General features: G+C 71.2%; 20 protein-coding genes, 1 tRNA gene and 1 riboswitch. Of the genes, 13 read left to right on the forward strand and 8 right to left on the reverse strand.

What is annotated here, in order from left to right:
- Nucleotides 1-198 precede the first annotated feature (198 nt).
- Nucleotides 199-1,131 carry a sigma-70 family RNA polymerase sigma factor gene (locus tag AB0B66_RS04700; protein WP_203698535.1) on the forward strand — a complete coding sequence of 311 codons (933 nt, stop codon included), beginning with the start codon at nucleotides 199-201 and terminating at the stop codon, nucleotides 1,129-1,131.
- A 162-nt stretch (nucleotides 1,132-1,293) separates the two neighbouring features.
- Here AB0B66_RS04700 and AB0B66_RS04705 read toward each other — a convergent pair whose 3' ends face one another.
- Nucleotides 1,294-2,274 (reverse strand): NlpC/P60 family protein, encoded by a 981-nt coding sequence (locus AB0B66_RS04705; RefSeq protein ID WP_360522842.1) that lies wholly within the window; start codon nucleotides 2,272-2,274, stop codon nucleotides 1,294-1,296.
- 9 nt (nucleotides 2,275-2,283) lie between these two features.
- Nucleotides 2,284-2,456: riboswitch (cyclic di-AMP (ydaO/yuaA leader) on the reverse strand.
- Between the two features lie 461 nt (nucleotides 2,457-2,917).
- Between AB0B66_RS04705 and AB0B66_RS04710 the strand changes: the two genes are divergently transcribed.
- A complete protein-coding gene (locus AB0B66_RS04710) occupies nucleotides 2,918-3,421 on the forward strand; it encodes a DUF6232 family protein (RefSeq protein ID WP_360522845.1) in 504 nt (167 codons plus the stop codon).
- Nucleotides 3,422-3,488: 67 nt separating this feature from the next.
- On the opposite strand, the gene AB0B66_RS04715 is transcribed toward AB0B66_RS04710, so the two are convergent.
- Nucleotides 3,489-4,223, reverse strand: coding sequence for a PIG-L deacetylase family protein (locus AB0B66_RS04715; protein WP_360522848.1), 735 nt, complete (start codon nucleotides 4,221-4,223; stop codon nucleotides 3,489-3,491).
- Between the two features lie 46 nt (nucleotides 4,224-4,269).
- Nucleotides 4,270-5,148 carry a helix-turn-helix transcriptional regulator gene (locus AB0B66_RS04720; RefSeq protein WP_360522851.1) on the reverse strand — a complete coding sequence of 293 codons (879 nt, stop codon included), beginning with the start codon at nucleotides 5,146-5,148 and terminating at the stop codon, nucleotides 4,270-4,272.
- 176 nt (nucleotides 5,149-5,324) lie between these two features.
- Between AB0B66_RS04720 and AB0B66_RS04725 the strand changes: the two genes are divergently transcribed.
- Together AB0B66_RS04725 and AB0B66_RS04730 are read left to right on the forward strand one after the other, a co-directional pair.
- Nucleotides 5,325-5,522: a DUF397 domain-containing protein gene (locus AB0B66_RS04725; RefSeq protein WP_360522854.1), complete on the forward strand. Its 198-nt coding sequence runs from the start codon at nucleotides 5,325-5,327 to the stop codon at nucleotides 5,520-5,522.
- Between the two features lie 187 nt (nucleotides 5,523-5,709).
- A complete protein-coding gene (locus AB0B66_RS04730) occupies nucleotides 5,710-5,907 on the forward strand; it encodes a DUF397 domain-containing protein (RefSeq protein ID WP_360522857.1) in 198 nt (65 codons plus the stop codon).
- 6 nt (nucleotides 5,908-5,913) lie between these two features.
- Here the strand turns inward: AB0B66_RS04730 and AB0B66_RS04735 are convergent, their stop codons facing one another.
- A complete protein-coding gene (locus tag AB0B66_RS04735) occupies nucleotides 5,914-6,681 on the reverse strand; it encodes a serine/threonine-protein kinase (protein WP_360522860.1) in 768 nt (255 codons plus the stop codon).
- 66 nt (nucleotides 6,682-6,747) lie between these two features.
- Nucleotides 6,748-7,368 (reverse strand): thermonuclease family protein, encoded by a 621-nt coding sequence (locus AB0B66_RS04740; RefSeq protein WP_360522863.1) that lies wholly within the window; start codon nucleotides 7,366-7,368, stop codon nucleotides 6,748-6,750.
- 254 nt (nucleotides 7,369-7,622) lie between these two features.
- Between AB0B66_RS04740 and AB0B66_RS04745 the strand changes: the two genes are divergently transcribed.
- From AB0B66_RS04745 to AB0B66_RS04765, 5 genes are read left to right on the forward strand one after another with little or no spacing between them, the layout of a single operon-like run.
- Nucleotides 7,623-8,036 carry an organic hydroperoxide resistance protein gene (locus AB0B66_RS04745; RefSeq protein ID WP_360522866.1) on the forward strand — a complete coding sequence of 138 codons (414 nt, stop codon included), beginning with the start codon at nucleotides 7,623-7,625 and terminating at the stop codon, nucleotides 8,034-8,036.
- A 4-nt stretch (nucleotides 8,037-8,040) separates the two neighbouring features.
- Nucleotides 8,041-8,511 (forward strand): MarR family transcriptional regulator, encoded by a 471-nt coding sequence (locus tag AB0B66_RS04750; protein ID WP_360522869.1) that lies wholly within the window; start codon nucleotides 8,041-8,043, stop codon nucleotides 8,509-8,511.
- Nucleotides 8,508-9,500 carry an NADP-dependent oxidoreductase gene (locus AB0B66_RS04755; RefSeq protein ID WP_360522872.1) on the forward strand — a complete coding sequence of 331 codons (993 nt, stop codon included), beginning with the start codon at nucleotides 8,508-8,510 and terminating at the stop codon, nucleotides 9,498-9,500. The genes AB0B66_RS04750 and AB0B66_RS04755 overlap by 4 nt, the downstream gene beginning before the upstream one ends.
- Before the next feature lie 59 nt (nucleotides 9,501-9,559).
- Nucleotides 9,560-10,507, forward strand: coding sequence for a hypothetical protein (locus AB0B66_RS04760; RefSeq protein ID WP_360522875.1), 948 nt, complete (start codon nucleotides 9,560-9,562; stop codon nucleotides 10,505-10,507).
- 3 nt (nucleotides 10,508-10,510) lie between these two features.
- Nucleotides 10,511-12,199 (forward strand): insulinase family protein, encoded by a 1,689-nt coding sequence (locus AB0B66_RS04765; RefSeq protein ID WP_360522878.1) that lies wholly within the window; start codon nucleotides 10,511-10,513, stop codon nucleotides 12,197-12,199.
- 48 nt (nucleotides 12,200-12,247) lie between these two features.
- Here AB0B66_RS04765 and AB0B66_RS04770 read toward each other — a convergent pair whose 3' ends face one another.
- The 3 genes from AB0B66_RS04770 to AB0B66_RS04780 form a co-directional block, all read right to left on the reverse strand.
- On the reverse strand, nucleotides 12,248-13,105 hold the full coding sequence (locus tag AB0B66_RS04770; protein ID WP_360522881.1) for a DUF4190 domain-containing protein: 858 nt from the start codon (nucleotides 13,103-13,105) through the stop codon (nucleotides 12,248-12,250).
- A gap of 92 nt (nucleotides 13,106-13,197) precedes the next feature.
- Nucleotides 13,198-13,274 (reverse strand) — tRNA-Arg (locus AB0B66_RS04775).
- A gap of 127 nt (nucleotides 13,275-13,401) precedes the next feature.
- The gene (locus AB0B66_RS04780) at nucleotides 13,402-14,346 is read right to left on the reverse strand and encodes an alpha/beta hydrolase (protein WP_360522884.1); all 945 of its coding nucleotides are present in this window, start codon (nucleotides 14,344-14,346) and stop codon (nucleotides 13,402-13,404) included.
- Nucleotides 14,347-14,512: 166 nt separating this feature from the next.
- Between AB0B66_RS04780 and ssb the strand changes: the two genes are divergently transcribed.
- The 4 genes from ssb to AB0B66_RS04800 all read left to right on the forward strand — a co-directional run bounded on the left by ssb (nucleotide 14,513) and on the right by AB0B66_RS04800 (nucleotide 18,993).
- Nucleotides 14,513-15,166, forward strand: coding sequence for a single-stranded DNA-binding protein (gene ssb, locus AB0B66_RS04785; protein WP_360522887.1), 654 nt, complete (start codon nucleotides 14,513-14,515; stop codon nucleotides 15,164-15,166).
- Between the two features lie 97 nt (nucleotides 15,167-15,263).
- Entirely contained in the window at nucleotides 15,264-16,802 is a 1,539-nt protein-coding gene (locus AB0B66_RS04790) for a cobyric acid synthase (protein WP_360522890.1), read from the forward strand.
- A gap of 142 nt (nucleotides 16,803-16,944) precedes the next feature.
- Nucleotides 16,945-17,493, forward strand: a complete 549-nt coding sequence (locus AB0B66_RS04795) for a hypothetical protein (protein ID WP_360522893.1) — start codon at nucleotides 16,945-16,947, stop codon at nucleotides 17,491-17,493.
- 126 nt (nucleotides 17,494-17,619) lie between these two features.
- Nucleotides 17,620-18,993 carry a dipeptidase gene (locus tag AB0B66_RS04800; RefSeq protein ID WP_360522896.1) on the forward strand — a complete coding sequence of 458 codons (1,374 nt, stop codon included), beginning with the start codon at nucleotides 17,620-17,622 and terminating at the stop codon, nucleotides 18,991-18,993.
- Nucleotides 18,994-19,166 lie beyond the last annotated feature (173 nt).

Consider the following 19,166-nt stretch of genomic DNA (forward strand, 5'->3'; position numbering starts at 1 on the left):
GTGGTGTCATAAATGGGGCATTGCGGACCGGTTGGCTCGCTTCCAGTGAGTCGCCAAGTCGGTATCAGCGAGTTCACAGCTTTTCGTGACAGTTTCGATGGGCAACGCGGAATCATCTCCGGGCGTCATCTGTTGTGAAGGTGTCAGTACCGCAAGGCCCTGCGGCGATTACGTGGGAGGGACCCGAACGTGGAGAACATGACCATGCTGCGCACCGACCAGGTGGCTGAGGAGCGAGACCTCGTCGGTGTATACCTGCACGAGATCTCGCGTACTCCGCTGCTGGACGCGGCGCAGGAGGTCGACCTCTCTAAGGCGATCGAGGCAGGACTATATGCTGAGCATCTGCTGGAGGCCGACAAGCTCAAGCGCGGACTGAAGCGCGACGAGCTGGAGAAGCTGGTCGCCGAGGGCGAGCACGCCAAGGACCTGTTCATCCGCGCGAACCTGCGCCTGGTGGTCTCGATCGCCCGGCGTTACGTGCGCTCGGGCATGCCGATGCTGGACCTGATCCAGGAGGGCAACACGGGCCTGGTCCGGGCCGTCGAGAAGTTCGACTACGTGAAGGGCTACAAGTTCTCCACGTACGCGACCTGGTGGATCCGGCAGGCGATCAGCCGGGCCATCGCCCAGCAGGAGCGCACCGTGCGGCTGCCCGTCCACCTGGTGGAGGACGTCAACCGGATGCGCAACGTGACCCGCCAGCTCACCCGTGAGCTGGGCAGCGACCCCGAGCCGGACCAGATCGCGGCCGCGCTGGGCGTCACCGTCGAGCGGGTGACCGAGCTGATCCGCTGGTCGCAGGACACCGTGTCGCTGGACACGCCCGTGGGCGACGACGGCGACACCAACCTGGGTGACCTGGTCGCCGACCGCGACACGCCCAGCCCGGAGGAGATCGTCCTCTCGGCGCTGGAGCGTCAGCGGATCGAGGGCCTGCTCAACCACCTCGACGACCGTTCCGCCGGCATCATGCGCGCGCGGTACGGCCTGGAGGACGGTCGCGAGCACTCGCTGACCGAGGTGGCGTCGCGCTTCTCGCTGTCCCGTGAGCGCATCCGCCAGCTGGAGATCCAGGCGCTGGGCCGGCTGCGCGAGCTGGCCCGCGCGGAGGGCCTGCAGTCCGTCTGACCTTCCTCTCCCACTGACGAAGAAGCCCTCCCCCGGACTAGGGGGAGGGCTTCTCCTTGCATGTACGTTGGCCTATCACGTCGAATTTCCGTGACCCGGATTCGATGAGATAGGCCAACGTCAGTGAACGGGGCGGTGGTGGGGCCGCCGGACGGATCGCCGCTACACGCGTACCCGGCCGTAGCCGTAGGGACTCATCATGTCGACGCTGGCGACCTTGACCACCTCGCCGGTGGTCGGTGCGTGGATCACCTTGCCGCTGCCGACGTAGATCGCCACGTGCCCCAGGCCCGAGTAGAAGACCAGGTCACCAGGCAGCAACTGGGACCGGCTGATGTGGGCGACCTCACGCCACTGCGTGGCTGCCTGGTGGTACAGGCTGATGCCCGCGGCTTTCCATGCGGCCATCGTGAGGCCGGAGCAGTCGTACCCGCCCGGCCCGTCGGCACCCCACACGTACGGCTTGCCCAGCTGCTTGTACGCGAAAGACACGGCGACGCCGGCCTTGCCCTTGTACTTGGGGATGGAACCGGTGTAGGTGGACGACTTCTCGTCGACCAGGCCCGCCTGACGGCGCAGTTCCTTGAGCTTGGCCAGGTCGCGTTCGATGCCCTTGCGCTGGGTCTCGACCGCCGTGAACCGGGTGGTCTGCTCCGTCAGCCGCGCGTCCAGCGCCGCCTTGACCTCGAACCGGTCGCCGGCCGCCCGGTGCGCTTCGTCGATCTGCGCCCGCTGGCTCGTCGCGAGCTGGTCCAGGGCACTCAGCCGGGCCAGCAGCTTGCCGTCGCCCGACGAGTCCAGCAGCGCGTTCAGGCCGCTGAACGACCCGGTGCGGTACGCGGTCGCCGCGATCCGGGCCACGTTGCCCTTCGCCTGGTCGGCCTTGACCTCCAGCGGGCCGAGTTCGCGCTCCAGCGCGGCGGCCTCGGCGCGGGTCTCCTTGAGCTGGGTGTTGAGCTTGTTGTACTGCTCGACGACCTTCTCCAGCTGGTCGGACTTCTCCGTGATCTGCTTGCGCAGCTCGGCGGCGCTGGGCGCAGCGTGCGCGGGGGAGCCGAATCCGAGCAGTGCGATGGTCAGTGCTCCGGCGGGGGCGAGCAGGCGCGCGGCAGCGCGCCAGCCCCTGCCATGGGGTGATGACAAGGTATGGGTGGCCCTTCTCCGCAGCCGCCTACCGAGTTAGCTGACGGGTTCGGGCGAAGGGCGCCCTACCGCGGTCACTGTCGGTGACCACTGATTCACCCCGATAACCTGGGTCCCCGGTTCGCGCGCACCCGCAGGGGATTGATCTTCGCGAGCGTGCGGCGATTCGGCGGCGCTGGTCCGGTGCCGCCCGGGGGTGGGCGGCGGACAACCGGCCAGTGTCAGTCACGGTAGTCCCGGAATCGGCGAAGCCCAAGGGCGAGATAGGCGATGTGCCCGACCTGATCCAGGTATGTAGAAAAAGTTCCGTCACATTAGGTGATGCCTGAACGCACATTAGGTTCAGGGAACGTGCCAACTTGCCACCTGGCTGATTGAGAGGCTTCACAACGACGGCTGTCTCGGTCACACTGAGGTCACGAGGCAGCCGGGAAGTCCACCGACGGACGGCTCGCGCGGCGGCTCGAAGAAACGAAAAAGACCGACACCCGGCGGCCACCGGATGTCGGTCCACAAGCTCCACCACATGCCAGGCGTCGCCACCTCTGCGGGCACCACCACCAGCCGGGCCCGCGTGTCGAGCAGTTGGGAGACTTCCATGGAGCCTACACGGGCACTGGAACGGCCACCAGAACAAGCCATCGTGACCATCCGCCCGGGGCTGCACATCTCGGCGACATGTTTCCAGGTGGGAGCACGTCACTTCACCCTCGGCGCCATCGAGAACGTCCACACCCGACAGGCCGGACACGACCCGCTGACGCGTCGCGTCGGCGCGATGGCCGTGGGCGGCATGGTCCTGCTCGGGGCGTTCGCACCGCTGCTGCAGCCGACCGGCATCGTCGCCGCCGTCGCCGTGCTCAGCGGACTGGCCGTGGCCACGCTGATCAGCGCGCGGCGGCGGCCGCGGCGGCTGGAGCTGTGGGCCGACTACCACGGTCACCCCACCCAGCTGTTCGTCAGCGACGACTGGTGGCTGTTCCACGCCGTGGAGCGCTACCTGCGGCGCAGCCTCGTCGAGAAGCGGCTGGGCCACCTGAACCTCCCGCGGCCCCGGCAGCCCCGGGGGGTGCCGCACCCCTCGAACATGCACCCCTCGCGGCTGGTTCCCGGTGGGAGCCGGTCCGGCTGGGAGCGCGCGGCCTGACCACCCCCGCCTCAAAAACAGGGCGTTGCCGCAGCTTGCGGCAACGCCCTCGCTGTGCGGCGGGACTTCACTCGGTCCTGATGATCGTGAACGCCTCGGCCAGCCGGCCGGGCAGGCCGAGCGCCTCCGCCAGGCCGCCCAGCCGCTCGCGCAGCATCACGTCGAGTTCGTGCAGGTGGGCCGTTTGCGAGACGTGCGCCCGCAGGGCGGCGAGCTTGCGGTCGAAGGTGTCGGTGACGTCGACCGCATGGTCGGGGTCGGGCCCGCCCGAGTACCAGATCTCGCGGACCGTCCAGGCGGCCAGACCCGCCGCGCCCAGGTCGGGGTGCGCGAACGGGTTGCGGGCATCGGGGTAGACCGCGCAGGTCAACGCCTCGCCCACGGCCAGGTGGTCGGGGTGGCTCGGCCCGGCGACGCGGTCCCAGCGGCGCAGCGGGGAGCTGGTCAGGATGCGGTCGGGCCGGGCCCGCCGGATCGCCGCCACGAGGTCCTTGCGCAGGGCCAGGCTCGGCGTGACCGAGCCGTCGGAATACCCCTCCAGGAAGTCCACCTGCTTGACCCCGACGGCGGCCGCGGCGGCCCGCTGCTCGGCCTCTCGCAGGCCCGGCATCTCGTCGCGCGGGGTCTCGTCGAAGCCGCCCGCGTCACCCCTGGTGACCAGCAGATACGACACCTCCAGGCCCTCGTCCACCCAGCGGGCCACCGTGCCGGCCGAGCCGAAGTCGACGTCGTCGGGATGTGCGAACACGCACAGCACCCGCTGCACGTCGTCGCAGGGCGCTGCGGAGGGAGGAAAGCTCATGCCGCGGAGCATATGCCGCACGCTGCGACAAGCCACTGCGTGGTGATCAGCGGAGCTCCCCGGCGACTTTGGCGATGAAGGCCAGCGAGTCGGCCTCGCTCAGCGCCGTGCCGGTGAGCATCGTGAAGGTGTCCCGGTACGGCGCGGCGACCTCGCCGCGGTCGAGGAACTGGCCCCGGTCGGGGTCGCCCGCGAGGGCGCTGTTCAGCTCCAGGTAGACGACGTCCTCGCCGAACGGGAAGGACAGCAGCACGAACGTCGACTCCATGGTGTGGATGCCGCTGGACAGCGGCAGCACCCGCAGGTGGATGTGCGGTGCCGCGCCCAGGGCGACCAGGTGCAGCAGCTGGTCGCGCTGCACGCCGACGCCGCCGTTGATGCGGCGCAGCACGGCCTCGTCGAGCACCGCGTGGATCTGCGGCGGGTCCTTGCGCTGGAGCACGTTCTCCTGCCGGCGCAGCCGGATGTCGAGGTAGGTCTCGTGGTTGCGGCTGTCCTGCTCGGGCATGCGCAGCCCGGCGATGACCGCGCGGGCGTACGCCTCGGTCTGCAGCAGCCCCGGCACCACCAGCGACTGGTACATCGACAGCGCCGACGCGCCGTCCTCCAGCCCGATGTAGGTGGCGAAGCGGCCGGACATGACCTCGCTGCCGTACTGCGTCCACCAGGAGCGCTGGCGCGAGGCGCGAACCAGGCTCTCCATCTCGGACATCTCCGAGGCGTCGTCGATGCCGTAGAGCTGCATCAGCGCCCGCACGTCGGTGACGGTCATCCGGACGGTGCCGTTCTCGATCCTGATCACCTTGGAGAGTGACCAATCAAGCTCGGAGGCGACCTGTTCCTGGGTGTAGTCGGAACTCTCCCGGGCGGAGCGGAGCGCGTGTCGAAGCCTGAGACGGGCGACCGCCGGGCTCTGCGCGCTCACGTGGATCTCCGCCTTCCGTTCCCGCCACGGACTGAGCCGCTGGCGAAACGCCGTATGGCTACTTGCGACCAATCTTTCGGACGAGTTTACTGGGGGCGCAGCCCTGCGCGCCAACGACCGGCATGCCAGTAACCGCGCGGGCGTATCTCTTACCCATCGTGACCTGGAGTGAACCTATGACGTCTGTGCTGGGCGCAGCATGGCGCAAGAGCGGCCGCTGCGAATCGGCCCACTGCGTGGAGGTCGCCGACCTCGGCACCACCGGAGTGGGTCTTCGAGACTCGGTGAGCCCGGCGCAGCATCTGGTCGTGTCGACGGAGGCGTTCCGAGCTTTCGTGGCCGGCGTGAAAACCGGAGAGTTCGACCTGCGCTGACCCCGTACGGATGAACGGGCTCCGGCCGGCACGCGACGACGACGTGCCGGCCTTTTGTCTGCCCGAGCCGCAGACGTGAATGTGCGTGCGGGAGTGCCGGTCGTTCACGACTCATGGCATGTTCGTGAATTCGCGGATATGCCACAGTGATGAACGGGAACCGGAACTAGGCGTAAGGCGGTAGGCCATGTCCGAGAACCAACGCGACCGTCACTGGCGGCGGTCTTCCCGGTGCGAGTCCGGGCACTGTGTGGAAGTGTCCTTCGACGGTGAACTGGTCCTCGTGCGCAACTCGCGCGAGCCGAACGGCCCGTGGCTGACCTTCGACGCCGACGAGTGGCGGGCCTTCACGGCCGGGCTCGTGGCCGGAGAGCTGCGCGGCTGAGCAGCATCAATGCATGGCGTTGCCGACGATGGTCCACAGTCGCAGCGACGCCTCCCGGGCGCTGGGCCGCGCCTGCGAGTTCTTGTCCATGCAGGCGCGGCACAGGTCGGACACGGCCTGCGGCAGGCCGGGCACGGCCAGCACCGGAGTCGGCGCCAGCCAGCGCAGCGCTGCCGGGCTCTGCGGGCTGCGGTTGCCGCCTGCGTACGGCGATTTGCCGGTGAGCGCCTGGTAGAGCAGCGCGCCCAGGGCGTACACGTCGTCGGAGGGGCTGGCGAACTCCGGGGTGGCCTTGCTGCCGATGAGCTCGGCCAGTCCGAAGTCGACCACCTTCGGCCCGGTGGTGGTGATCATGACGTTGCCGGGGGTCAGGTCACGGTGCACGACGCCGCGGCGGTGGGCCACCGCGAGCACGTCGGCGGCGGTGGCGGCGACCCGCACCGCGCCGGCCCAGGGCAGCGGCCCGTCCAGCAGCACGCTGTTCAGCGCCTCGCCCTTCAGCAGCTCCAGGGCCAGGTAACCGATGTCGCGGCCGTCCGGCCCGGTCTCCACGCCCACGTCGAGCACCTTGGGCACGTGCGGATGGCGCAGCCGGTCGGTCATCGCGGCCTCGTGCCGGATCAGGCCGGAGTAGCGGTCGTCGACCACCTTCACCGCGAGCCGGCGGCCCGCCGTCGCATCGACGGCCTGGTACACAGTGGATACTCCGCCGCGCGCCAGAGGCCTGGTCAGCACGTATCGCCCTGCCAGCGCCGTACCGATCGGGACCTCCACGGGCGGGATTCTTCCGCAATCAACGACACAAAGCCATTGGACGTACTTGAAATCTTCGCTAAATGATTATCTGCCGACGCAGCTTCCCCACAGGCCGCGCCGCTCGGTCCGAGCCTGCTCGACGGCGTCGTGCAGGTCTTGCTGAAACGCCAGGTTGGGCCGGATCGCGAGCTCGCGTACCGCCCCGCGGGCGGCCAGCTCCCCGTTGACGAAACGGCCGTCGGTGGTCCACGCGTAGACCAGACGGCGGCCGTACGGGTCGAGGCGCTGCTCGTCGGGCAGCAGCCACAGCCGGGAGCCGTTCGGGGCGAGTCGCCGCAGCTCGGCGCGGGCGGTGTCGGCCCAGCACTGGGGGCTGCCGTCGGCGCCGTGCAGTTCGGGGGCGTCGATGCCGAGCAGCCGCACCTGGACCGGTTCGGTGACGTCGATCACCGGACCCGGCTGATCGGCCGTGACCTGCAGCGAGTCGCCGTCCAGCGGGAAGTCCACGCGCACCGGCTGCGCTCCGGCGGGCGGGCCGGTGGGGCGGGCCGACGGGCTGGGCGAGGCCGTCGCGGCTGACGGCGGTGTGCCGGGGCGGCCGTAGGCGTACCAGAGCCAGCCGCCCGCGGCGAGCACGAGCACGACCAGCCAGAACAACGTCGCGCGGTACTCGCGCTTACGCCCGGTTTGTCGCGTTCGCGCCATTGCTCCATCGTCGCACCCGGGTTCTGTCACGCGTCTTGGCGCCGCCTCGCTCGTGGGCGTGGGCGAACCGAGGGGCGACTATCGACGTTGGCCTATTACGTCGACTTTCCGGGCCTCGGAATCGACGTGATAGGCCAACGTCGATGGCGGGCGCTCGCTGGACGTGGCGGTGCACCCACGTGCGTCGGCGGGTGGTGACTTAGGTCGCGCGCTGTTTGGTTGTGCACAACCTAAATAGTCGTTAGGTTCGGGGCATGACTCCTCTTTACACGGCCGTCGCGACGGCCACCGGTGACGGACGTGACGGCAAGGTGCGCAGCTCGGACGGGCTGCTGGAGACGGCCGTGGCGACGCCCGCCGAGCTCGGCGGGGCCGGCGGGGCGACCAACCCGGAGCAGCTGTTCGCGGCCGGATACGCGGCTTGCTTCCACTCCGCGCTGCGGCTGGTCGCCCGGCGGGCCAAGGCCGACGTCGACGGCTCCGAGGTGACCGCACACGTCGGGCTGGGCCGGGACGGCGCCGGGTTCGGCCTGTCCGTCACCCTGGAGATCGCGCTGCCGGGTGTGCCCGCCGACGCGGCGCGGCAGCTCGTGGACACCGCGCACCAGGTCTGCCCGTACTCGAACGCCACCCGTGGCAACATCGACGTCCAGCTCGTGCTTCGCTGAGACCATGACCCGCGCCGACCGCCCCGACCCCGGTGACCTGGACCTGCAGAAGCAGGTCTGCTTCGCGCTGTACGCCGCCAGCCGCGCGCTGACCGCGGTCTACCGCCCGGTGCTGGAACGGCTCGGCCTGACCTACCCGCAGTACCTGGTGATGCTGGTGCTCTGGGAGCGGGGGCAGACGTCGGTCAAGGCGCTGGGGGAGTCCCTCCAGCTTGACTCGGGCACGCTGTCCCCGCTGCTCAAGCGGCTGGAGGCGGCCGGTCTGGTGGACCGGGCCCGCGATCCGCGCGACGAGCGCTCCGTCGTGGTCAGCCTCACCGCCTCCGGCGACCGCTTGCGTGAGCAGGCCACCGGCATCCCGCGGGCCATCGCCGAGGCGACCGGCGTGCCCGCTTCCGAACTCGCCTACCTGCGTGACACGCTGCGCAAGATCACTGAGGCGGCCACGGCCGCCCCGGACAAGGAGACGACGTGACCGTCGGACGTGAGATCCACCTGGCTTCGCGCCCCGTGGCGATGCCCACCCCGGACAACTTCCGCCTGGTGGAGGTGGAGGTGCCGGAACCCGCCGAGGGCCAGGTCAAGGTGCGCAACCTGGTGATGTCGGTGGACCCGTACATGCGCGGGCGGATGAACGACGTGAAGTCGTACGTGCCGCCGTTCGCGCTGGACGCGGTGCTCGACGGCGGGGCCGTCGGCGAGGTCGTCGAGTCGCGCTCACCCGACCTGAAGCCCGGTGACCTGGTGCTGCACGGCTACGGCTGGCGCGAGTGGGCCGTCGACGACGCGCGCCGCTTCCGCAAGCTCGACCCTGTCGCCCCGCCCAGCGCGTTCCTCGGCGTGCTCGGCATGCCCGGGCTCACCGCGTACGTCGGACTGCTCGACATCGCCGCGATGAAGCCCGGTGACACCGTGTTCGTGTCGGGCGCGGCCGGCGCGGTCGGCAGCCTGGTGGGCCAGCTCGCCCGGCTCAAGGGCGCCGCGCGGGTGATCGGCAGCGCCGGCAGCGCGGCGAAGGTCGCCCACCTCACCGGCGACCTCGGCTTCGACGCGGCGTTCAACTACCGCGACGGCGACGTGTCCCAGCTGCTCAAGCAGGCCGCGCCGGACGGGATCGACGTCTACTTCGACAACGTCGGCGGCGACCACCTCACCGCGGCCATCGCGCGGGCCAAGGTGTTCGCGCGGTTCGCGCTGTGCGGCGCGATCTCGGCGTACAACGAGCCGGTGCCGGGGCCGGACAACATGACCCTGATGATCGGCAAGCGGCTCACCATGCGCGGCTTCATCGTCAGCGACCACAACGACCGCATGCCGGACCTGATCCGCGAGGTCGGCGCCTGGTACGCGGCCGGCGAGATCAAGGCCGAGGAGACCGTGGTCGAGGGGCTGGAGAACGCGCCGGAGGCGTTCACGGGCCTGCTGCGCGGGGCGAACACCGGCAAGATGGTGGTGAAACTCTAGCTGTACGGCGGGTCGTCACGGGGCATCGCACAGCGTGACAGGTCACCTAGGATGCCCCGGTGACGATCATCCCGGCCGCCGCGGTCCCCTCGTTCGACCGCGCCGCGCCCTTCCCCGAGGTGCAGGCCGTTCAGGCCTTTTGCCGCCAGGGCGACTGGGACTCGGTGGCCCGCCACTTCGCGCAGCTGCCGACGGCCGATGCCGTCTACTTCAACGCGCGGGCCGTCGCCGAGGTGCCCGGCGTGACGACCTTCGTCGGCGAGGTGTCGCAGGCGCAGCCCAGCGCGATCCTGCCGAAGCTGCTGCTCGGGGCGCGGGCCATCGAGCTGGCCTGGGAGGCGCGCACCGGGGCCCAGGCGCAGTACGTCAGCCAGGAGCAGTTCGCCGAGATGCACGAATTCCTGCGCTTCGGTGAGGAGAGGCTGCTGGAGGTCACCGCCCGGGAGCCCGGCAACGGCGCGGCATGGGCCATGCGCATCGTCAACGCGCGCGGCCTGGAGCTGGGCCAGGCCGAGGCGCGCCGGCGGTACGACCGGCTGGCCATGCACCACCCCCACGTGTTCTTCGCACAGACGCAGCTGCTGCAGCAGCTCTGCCCCAAGTGGGGCGGCTCCTGGGAGGCGGCTTTCGGGTTCGCCCGGCAGTGCGCCGCCGCCGCTCCCGAGGGCAGTGTGAACGCGCTGCTCATCCCCGAGGTCCACATGGAGTACTGGGCCACGCTGCGCGGCGCCGACCGCGACGGTTACCTGCGCCGGCCCGAGGTGCTGCGGGAGGTCGCCGAGGCGGCGCTGCGCTCGGTGCTGCACCCGTCGTTCCGGCCGGTGTACGGCTGGGTCAGCGCGCACAGCCACTTCGCCTGGGTGTTCAGCCTCGCCGGGGACCACCGGCGGGCCGCCGTGCACTTCCGCGCCCTGGGCGGGTTCGCGAGCGAGTTCCCCTGGACCTACCTCGGCGACGCTGGGCAGCAGTTCGCCAAGCACCGCGACCTCGCGTTGAAGGAGGGCTGACCGGTGGTCGAGGCGATCGAGGTCGACGGGGTCCCCACACTGTTCGCGCCGTCCGCGGGGCGGACCGCGGCCGGGCTGATCTTCCGGGTGGGCCAGGCCGACGAGACGCTGCCGCTGCACGGCATCACGCACCTGGTCGAGCATCTGGCGCTGCACGACAGCGGGCTGTCCGACTACCACTACAACGGCGAGACGGCGTCCGTGTACACCCACTTCCACCTGCGCGGCAGTGAGTCCGATGTGGTGGGTTACCTGGGCAAGGTGTGCGACGGCCTCGCCGACCTGCCGATGCACCGGCTGGAGACCGAGAAGGAGATCCTGCGCACCGAGAGCCGCACCCGCGGCGGCACCTCCGCACTGCCGCTGTGGCGATACGGCGCGCAGGGTTACGGCCTGCCCAGCTACCCGGAGTGGGGACTGGCCCGGCTGCGCCCGGAGGATCTGCGCTGGTGGGTGGAGAACTACTTCACCCGGGAGAACGCCGTGCTGTGGATCGCGGGCGAGCGGGTCCCGGCCGGGCTGCGCCTGCGGCTGCGGCCGGGGGCGCGCCGCCCGGTGCCCCAGCCGACCTCGGCCCTGCCGCAGACCCCCGCCTGGTACACCGGTGACGACACCAGTGTCGTGTTCAGCGCGGTGGTCCGCCGCAGCACCGCGGCCAGCGTCTACTCCGGAGTGCTGGAGCGGGAGCTGTTCCGCGACCTGCGCCAGGAGGGCGGCTACTCCTACACCGCGTCCACGTCGTACGACCCCCGCGGCGACGGCTACGCGACGATCACCGCGTACGCGGACGCGCTGCCCGAGAAGCAAGGAGCGGTGCTGGGCGGGTTCGTCGACGTGCTGGCCCGGCTGCGTTACGGGACCATCGACCCGGCGAGCGTCACCGCCGTACGCAACAAGTCCCTGGAGAACCTGAACCACCCGGAGATCGAGGCAGCCCGCCTGCCCGGACACGCGCTCAACCTGCTGACCGGCCAGCGCAACCTGACCGTGGACGAGCTGCGCGCCGAACTGGCGGTGGTCACCGCCGAGCAGGTGTACGCCGTCGCGGTCGAGGCCGCCGACACCACGCTGCTGCAGACGCCGCACCGCACCACGGCCGACTGGGCCGGGTTCGCCGCCGCGCCGACCTCGTCGGAGTGCGAGGCCGACGGCCGCCGCTACGCCCACCGCGAGGACGGCGAGGTGGCGCTGGTGATCGGGCCGGAGGCGGTGAGCATCGTGCGCGAGCACTCCTGCTCCACGGTCCACTACGCCGACTGCGCGGCCATGATGAGCTGGCCGGACGGCGCGCGCCGGCTCATCGGCAACGACGGCATCGTGCTGCACCTGGAACCCGGCATGTGGGCCATGCCGTACCAGGAGATCGGCGCGCTCGACGCAGGGGTCGGCCCGGCCCGGCACCTCCCGCAACCCGCGCGCGACCCGGCCTCGATCCCGCGGCCCGCCGCCGCACCCGCTGTCGCCCCGCCCGCCCCCGACGGCGGGAACGTCGGCGAGATCATCGCGATGGTGCTGCTCGGGCTCGTGGCCCTCGGTCTCGGCCTGGTCACCCTGCCGCTGACGATCGTCGCGATCGTCTCCGGCGGCGCCGATTCGATCGACTGGGCGTTCCTCGGCTGCCTGGCCGTCCTCACCGGCCTGTTCGCGACACCCGTCGTGATGCTGCTGCGCCGCCGGAGGCGGCGGCGATGACGAAGGGCGCCGTCCGGGATCCCGGACAGCGCCCCTCGTGCGGACCGGTCAGCCCTTGAGCTTGCCCGTGCGGGCCGGCTCGAAGCTGGCGATGCAGGTGATCGCGCGGTCGCCGCGCGCCCAGCTCTCGGCGGTCGGGTAGAGGAAGTACGTGTCCACGTCCGGGTCGTCCACGGCGTCGGGGGCGTACGACTTGAGCAGGTCCGCGCAGCGCGGGTCGGCCTTCTTCTCGATCGCGTCGACACCCGGGAACGTGGCGTCGGTCAGTTTGAACTCGGCGTAGACCTCACCGTCGTGCGGCTGGCTGCACGGCACGACCGGCAGCTCCTCGATCTCCTCCTCGGTGCTCAGGTCGTTGAGGCAGTCGCCGATGCGCAGCGAGTACACGGAGGTGTCGTCGCCCGTGCCGCTGGTGCCGGTCGTGCTGTCGTCGTTGGCGGCGATGATCGCGACGCCGATCACGCCGCAGATGACCAGCGACCAGAGCGTGCTCAGGACCAGGCCGGCCACGGCCATGCCCTTGCCGCCCTGGTTGCGCTTCTTGATCTGCGACAGCGCGACGAAGCCGAAGATGAAGCCGAGCAGGACGCCGCCCATCACGCCGAAGATCAGCGAGGCGATGGCGAAGCCGTTGGTGCCCGACTTCGGCGGCGGCAGCTGCTGGTAGGGCACGCCGTAGCCGCCGGGAGGCGTCTGCTGCGGGGGAGCGCTGTAGGGCTGGCTCGCGGCGTACTGCGAGCCGGTGCCGTACTGCTGTCCGGTGCCGTACTGGGGGGCGGCGCCGTAGGGCGCGTAGGGGTCCGCGGGCGGACCGGACTGCGGCGCGGCCGGCGGCGGCGCCGGCACCTGCGGGTATGGCGGCTGTCCGTATGGCGGCGGAGTCGGTTCAGGTGAGGGGTAGTTCACCGAGGGAAGCTATCACTGACGGGCGACACCGTGTGGACAGGTTTTCGCAGACCACAGGGCACCTGAGTGCCCGCTGCGGGGTGGAGCGGAGATGGTGCGCCCGGCAGGACTCGAACCTGCGACCTGAGGATTAGAAGGCCCCTGCTCTATCCAGCTGAGCTACGAGCGCGCGATTGAAGGCTACCGCGAGCGACGACCGGCGTGATCGGCTACCCGGCGGAAGTTGACCACGATCCTAGGGCAGCGACACGCCCGCCGAACAGCGACTTGTATTCATGCTCGAACTGATGCGCCGATCAGCCCAGCTGGGTCCGGAGCCACTGGCCGGACTCGGCGAAGAAGCGGTCGCGAGCGGGCTGTCGGGACAGGGACAGGTCGTGCTTGCCGCCCTCGATGCGCGCCAGCGTGACATCGCGGCCCAGCGCGGGCGCCCACCGCACGATGTGGTCCACGTTGAGCACCGCGTCGGCTTCGTGCGCCTGCTCCGACCACGTGCGCTGCCGGTACGAGGCCGTGGAGCAGCCGACGAACACCGGCACCCGCAGGTCGAGCCCGGCGTGCAGGCGGCGCTGGCCGCTGCGGATCGCCTTGAGCCAGGCCACCCGGACCGGGAAGCCGTTGACGGGTTTCCAGTCGACCCGGTAGTCCCACTCGCCGTCGTGGTCGCGGTGCAGGCTGCGGCCGTACAGGCCGGGCAGCTTCAACGGCACCACCCGGTACGGCGCGCGCTGCGCCAGCGAGCCGACCGCCGACACCGCCGGGCGGCGCAGCAGCCAGGGCGCGTTGAAGTCGAAGAACGGACTGTTCAGCAGCAGCCCGTCGACGAGCCCCGCGTCGGCGCGGGCGTGCGCCCACAGCGAGGAGATCAGCCCGCCGGTGGAGTGCGCGGCGACCACCAGCGTGTCGTGGCCGTCCTCCGCACGGATGATCCGTGCCGCCTCGTCCAGCTCGGGGAAGTACTCGTCCATGCTGCGGGTGAAGTTCGGCGTCTGGTGCGCCAGCAGGCTGCGGCCGTACTTGCGCAGGTCGAGGGCGTAGAAGTCGTAGCCGCGTGCGACGAAGAAGTCGGCGACGTGGGTCTGGAAGAAGTAGTCGGTGAAGCCGTGCAGGTGCAGCACCGCGCGGCGGCTGGTCCCGGGGGCGCGGCGGCTGACCAGCGTGGCGACGACCCTGCCCTGGTCGTCGTCGGGCAGTTCGATGACCCGTTGCCGGTAGGGCTCGCCCAGGATGTCCGTCTGCACGCGCCTATGTTACCGCGAAGTAGGGGTCGCCCTAACAGATCAACTTCATGATCAGGCGGTTATCCCCAAGCGGCCCGCCGTCCACAGCGCACGACGGCGGTCGATGGCCCGGACCGCCGGTCCTGGCGCACCCTCGGTGGCATCGGATGCCGAGAGGAGAAAAGCAGTGTTCGACACGAACGTCACGATCGTCGGCAATGTTCTCACCGCGCCGGAGTGGCGGCGCACCAGCCAGTCCGGGCAGCTCGTGGCCAACTTCAAGGTGGCCTCCACGGCCCGCCGGCTGGACCGGGCCAACAACCGCTGGGTCGACGGGAACAGCCTGCGGGTGCGCGTCAACTGCTGGCGCCGGCTCGCCGAGGGCGTCGCCAGCTCGGTCATGGTCGGCGACCCCGTCGTGGTCGTCGGCCGGCTCTACACCCGGGACTGGATCGACGAGGACGGCCAGCGCCGCGTGATGTACGAGCTGGAGGCGGCGGCGGTCGGCCACGACCTGTCCCGGGGCCGGGGCAAGTTCGCCCGGACCAAGCCGAGCACCGCGACCAGCGCGCTCGACGACGGCACGGGCGAGGACCGGGTGGGCGGCGAGCAGACCGAGGCCGCGCCGGACATGCGGATCGGCCCGGACCCGAACGACCCGCTGTTCGCCGATGGCGACGACGCGTCCTTCGGCGGGGCGTTCGACCTCGACGCGATCTCCTCGCTGCGCGGCGGCGGCCTGCAGGCCGAGCTCGTCACCGGCGAGCAGGACGCCGAAGAGGAGGACGACCTCGACGATGACGAGGCGGCGGCCCGCTCGCGCGTGCCCGTCGCGGCGTAGACCCGGGGGAGGGGAGGGGCGACCGGCGGGCATGCGAGGGGGAGGCCGGTCGCCCCGCTCCGGAGGGAGGACCACCGCGTTCCCCTAGGCTGGGAGCATGAGCGGGATCTTGATCGCCGGCACGACCTCCGACGCCGGTAAGAGCGTGCTGACCGCCGGAGTGTGCCGCTGGCTGCACCGTCGCGGTGTGCGGGTCGCCCCGTTCAAGGCGCAGAACATGTCGAACAACTCGGCGGTGGTCGTCGACGCGTCGGGCCGCGGCGGCGAGATCGGGCGGGCGCAGGCGCTGCAGGCCGTCGCCAGCGGGCTGGAGCCGCAGGTGCGGTTCAACCCGGTGCTGCTCAAGCCCGGCAGCGATCACACCAGCCAGGTCGTGCTGCTGGGGCAGGCGGTGGACACCATCGACGCGGCGAACTTCCGGCGGCTGAAGTCGGCCATGTCCGGAGCCGCGTTCGCCGCCTACGACGAATTGCGCGCCGAGTACGACGTGGTGGTCTGCGAGGGCGCGGGCAGCCCGGCGGAGATCAACCTACGGGACCACGATTACGTGAACATGGGGCTGGCCCGGCACGGGCGCATGCCGACGATCGTGGTCGGCGACATCGACCGCGGCGGCGTGTTCGCGGCCATGTTCGGCACCGTCGCCCTGCTCGACGCCGAGGACCAGGCGCTGATCGCCGGATTCGTGGTCAACAAGTTCCGGGGCTCGCGAAGCCTGCTGCAGCCCGGCGTGGACATGATCGAGGCGGCCACCGGCCGGACCGTGTACGGCGTGCTGCCGTTCGATGTGGACCTGTGGCTCGACGCCGAGGACGCGCTCGCGTACGGGCGGGTGCTCGGCAGGCCCGGCCCGGCCCGGGGGCAGGAGTGGCTGCGGGTCGCCGTGGTGCGGCTGCCGCACATCTCCAACGCCACCGACGCCGAAGCCCTGGCCTGCGAACCCGGAGTGAGCGTCCGGCTGACCGTCGAACCGGGCGAGATCGCCGACGCCGACCTGGTCGTGCTGCCCGGCACCAAGGCGACCGTGGACGACCTGCGCTGGCTGCGCGAGACCGGCCTGGACCGGGCGGTGCTCGCGCACGCCCGCGCCGGGCGGCCGCTGCTGGGCATCTGCGGCGGCTTCCAGATGCTGTCCGAGCAGATCGCCGACGAGGTGGAGAGCCGCCGGGGCGAGGTGGCCGGGCTCGGGCTGCTGCCGGTGCGCATCGTGTTCGCGCCCGACAAGACGCTGTCCCGGCCGGCCGGGCAGGCGCTCGGCGCGGACGTGCGCGGCTACGAGATCCATCACGGGCGGGTGGCGTACCGCGATCCGGCGCTGGCGTCGCTGATCACCCTGTCCGACGGCGAGACCGAGGGGGTGGCCGCGGACAACGTGTTCGGCACGCACTGGCACGGCGCGTTCGAGTCCGACGAGTTCCGCCGCCGCTTCCTCACCCTGGCCGCGGGCCTGGCCGGGCGGCACGGGTTCGAGGTCGCGCCGGGCACGAGCTTCGCCGCGATGCGCGAGGCCACCGTCGACCGCCTCGGCGACCTGGTCGAGGAGCACCTGGACACCGAGGCCCTCTGGCAGCTCATCGAGAAGGGAGCGCCGGTGGGCCTGCCGTTCCTCCCGCCCGGCGCACCCTCCCTCGCGTGACCCGCCCGCCCCTCGCTCCGCCCCGCCCGGGTCCCGCCTTGCACTTTCGGGGAAACTGCATGAATTCCGGTGCCGATACCTGCAGTTTCCACGAATCTGTCGAGTGGCCGAGCCGGACAGTGAGCCGGGGAGGAGGGGTGTGGTGACCAGTGAAGAGGTGGCGCGGGTGTTGGCGGCGGAGCCGCGGCTCGGGCGTAGCCGGTTGGTGCTGGTAGACGGGCCGAGTGGGGCCGGGAAGACCTTTTATGCGGCGCGGCTGACGCAGGCGCTGGGCGAGCGGTCCGTCGCCGTGGTGCACACCGACGACCTGCTCGACGGCTGGGACGACCAGTTCACCTACTGGGCGCGGCTGGAGCGGCAGGTGCTCGCGCCGATCCGGCTCGGCGCGCCGGGCGGCTACCACCCGTACGACTGGCACCTGCGGCGCTTCGGCACCGAGTGGATCACCGTGTGGCCCGCCGAGATCGTGATCGTCGAGGGGGTCGGCAGCGCCCGCGCGGAGGGTCGGGCCTGGGCCAGCCTCACCGTGTACGTCGACGCCCCGGCCCGGGTGCGCCGGGCCCGCAGCGTGCTGCGCGACGGTCCGGCGATGCAGCCGGTGCTGCGCGCGTGGCGGCGGCGGGAGGCGATCCACTTCGCCGCCGACGGCACCGCGGCGCTCGCCGACGTGCGGATTGACGGCGCGGGCTGACCGGCGGCACCGGCCCCGCCCGCCCGCGGCCGCGCGGGCCCGGAGCTGCGGTGGGCGCGCGTCGGCCACGACGCAACAGGCCGATCGCCGTGCAGGTCGTCCCAGGGCCGTGACAGGATCATCCTCATGACGACCCTCACTGTTGATGAGCTGCGCGCTGCGATCGAGCGCGAGCTCCCGGGGGTACGGGCCGACCTCGAGACGCTCGTACGCATCCCCGGCATCGCCTTCGACGGCTTCGACTTCGCCCCGCTGGAGCGTTCCGCCCAGGCGGTCGCCGAACTCATGCGCGGCGTAGGCCTCGACGTGCAGGTCAGCCGGATCGGCGACGGGCACCCCGCGGTCATCGGCCGCCGCCCCGCCCCGGCCGGAGCCCCGACCGTCCTGCTCTACGCCCACCACGACGTCCAGCCGGTCGGCGACCTGAGCAAGTGGGAGTCCGACCCGTTCGAGCCGACCGAGCGCGACGGCCGCCTCTACGGCCGCGGCGCCGCCGACGACAAGGCCGGCGTCATGGCGCACATCGCGGCGCTGCGCGCGTTCGGCTGCGGCACCGACGACGACCGGCTGCCGCTGGGCGTGGTCGTGTTCGTCGAGGGTGAGGAGGAGTTCGGCTCCGACTCGCTGCCCGCGCTGCTGGAGAAGCACAAGACCGAGCTCGCCGCCGACGTCATCGTGATCGCCGACTCCGGCAACTGGGACATCGGCATGCCCGCGCTGACCACCTCGCTGCGCGGCATCGTGAACAGCTTCGTCGACGTCCAGGTGCTGGGGTCGGCCGTGCACAGCGGCATGTACGGCGGCCCGGTCCCCGACGCGCTGACCGTGCTGTGCCGGATGCTCGCGACGCTGCACGATGAGAACGGCGACGTCGCGGTGCCCGGCCTGGTCAGCGGTGAGGCCGCGCCGCTGGACTACCCGGTGGACCGTTACCGCGCCGAGGCGGGCATCCTCGACGGGGTCGAGCTGATCGGCACCGGCCGCATCGTCGACCGGATGTGGACCAAGCCGGCGCTGGCGGTGCTCGGCATCGACGCCCCGCGTACGGCCGAGGCGCCCAACGCGCTGGTCCCCGCGGCCCGCGCCAAGCTGAGCCTGCGGCTGGCCCCCGGCGACGACCCGAAGTCGGCGTACCAGGCGCTGATGGCGCACCTGGAGAAGCACACGCCGTGGGGTGCGAAGGTCAGCTTCGAGTTCGAGCACGACGGCAACCCGTGCGTGATCGACGCGACCGGCAAGTACTTCGACGCTGCCCGCTCGGCGTTCGCGACGGCCTGGGACGGCACCGAGCCGGTCGAGATCGGCGTGGGCGGCTCGATTCCGTTCATCGCGACCTTCCAGGAGATGTTCCCGGGGGCGTCGATCCTGGTCACCGGCGTGGAGGACCCGCACGCGAAGGCGCATGGGCCGAACGAGAGCCTGCACCTGGGCGAGTTCGCGCGGGTCTGCCTCGCCGAGGCGCTGCTCCTGCACAACGTGGCCGAGGCCGCCAAGTCCTGACCCGCGTCCCGCCCGCGTCCCGCATCCACGCGGGCCGTGGGCGGCTCCACGCCGCGCGCCCCGTTTCCTATCGACGTGGGGCTAAAACAAAGAGTTGGGTCGCCACGGACTAGAGGTGTTATGCCAACCTCGACGAAGGGGGGCCCCCCGCCGGGCCCGGCAGGGCGGGGCGG

The sequence above is a fragment of the Catellatospora sp. NPDC049111 genome, assembly GCF_040648615.1.
GTDB lineage: Bacteria > Actinomycetota > Actinomycetes > Mycobacteriales > Micromonosporaceae > Catellatospora > Catellatospora aurea.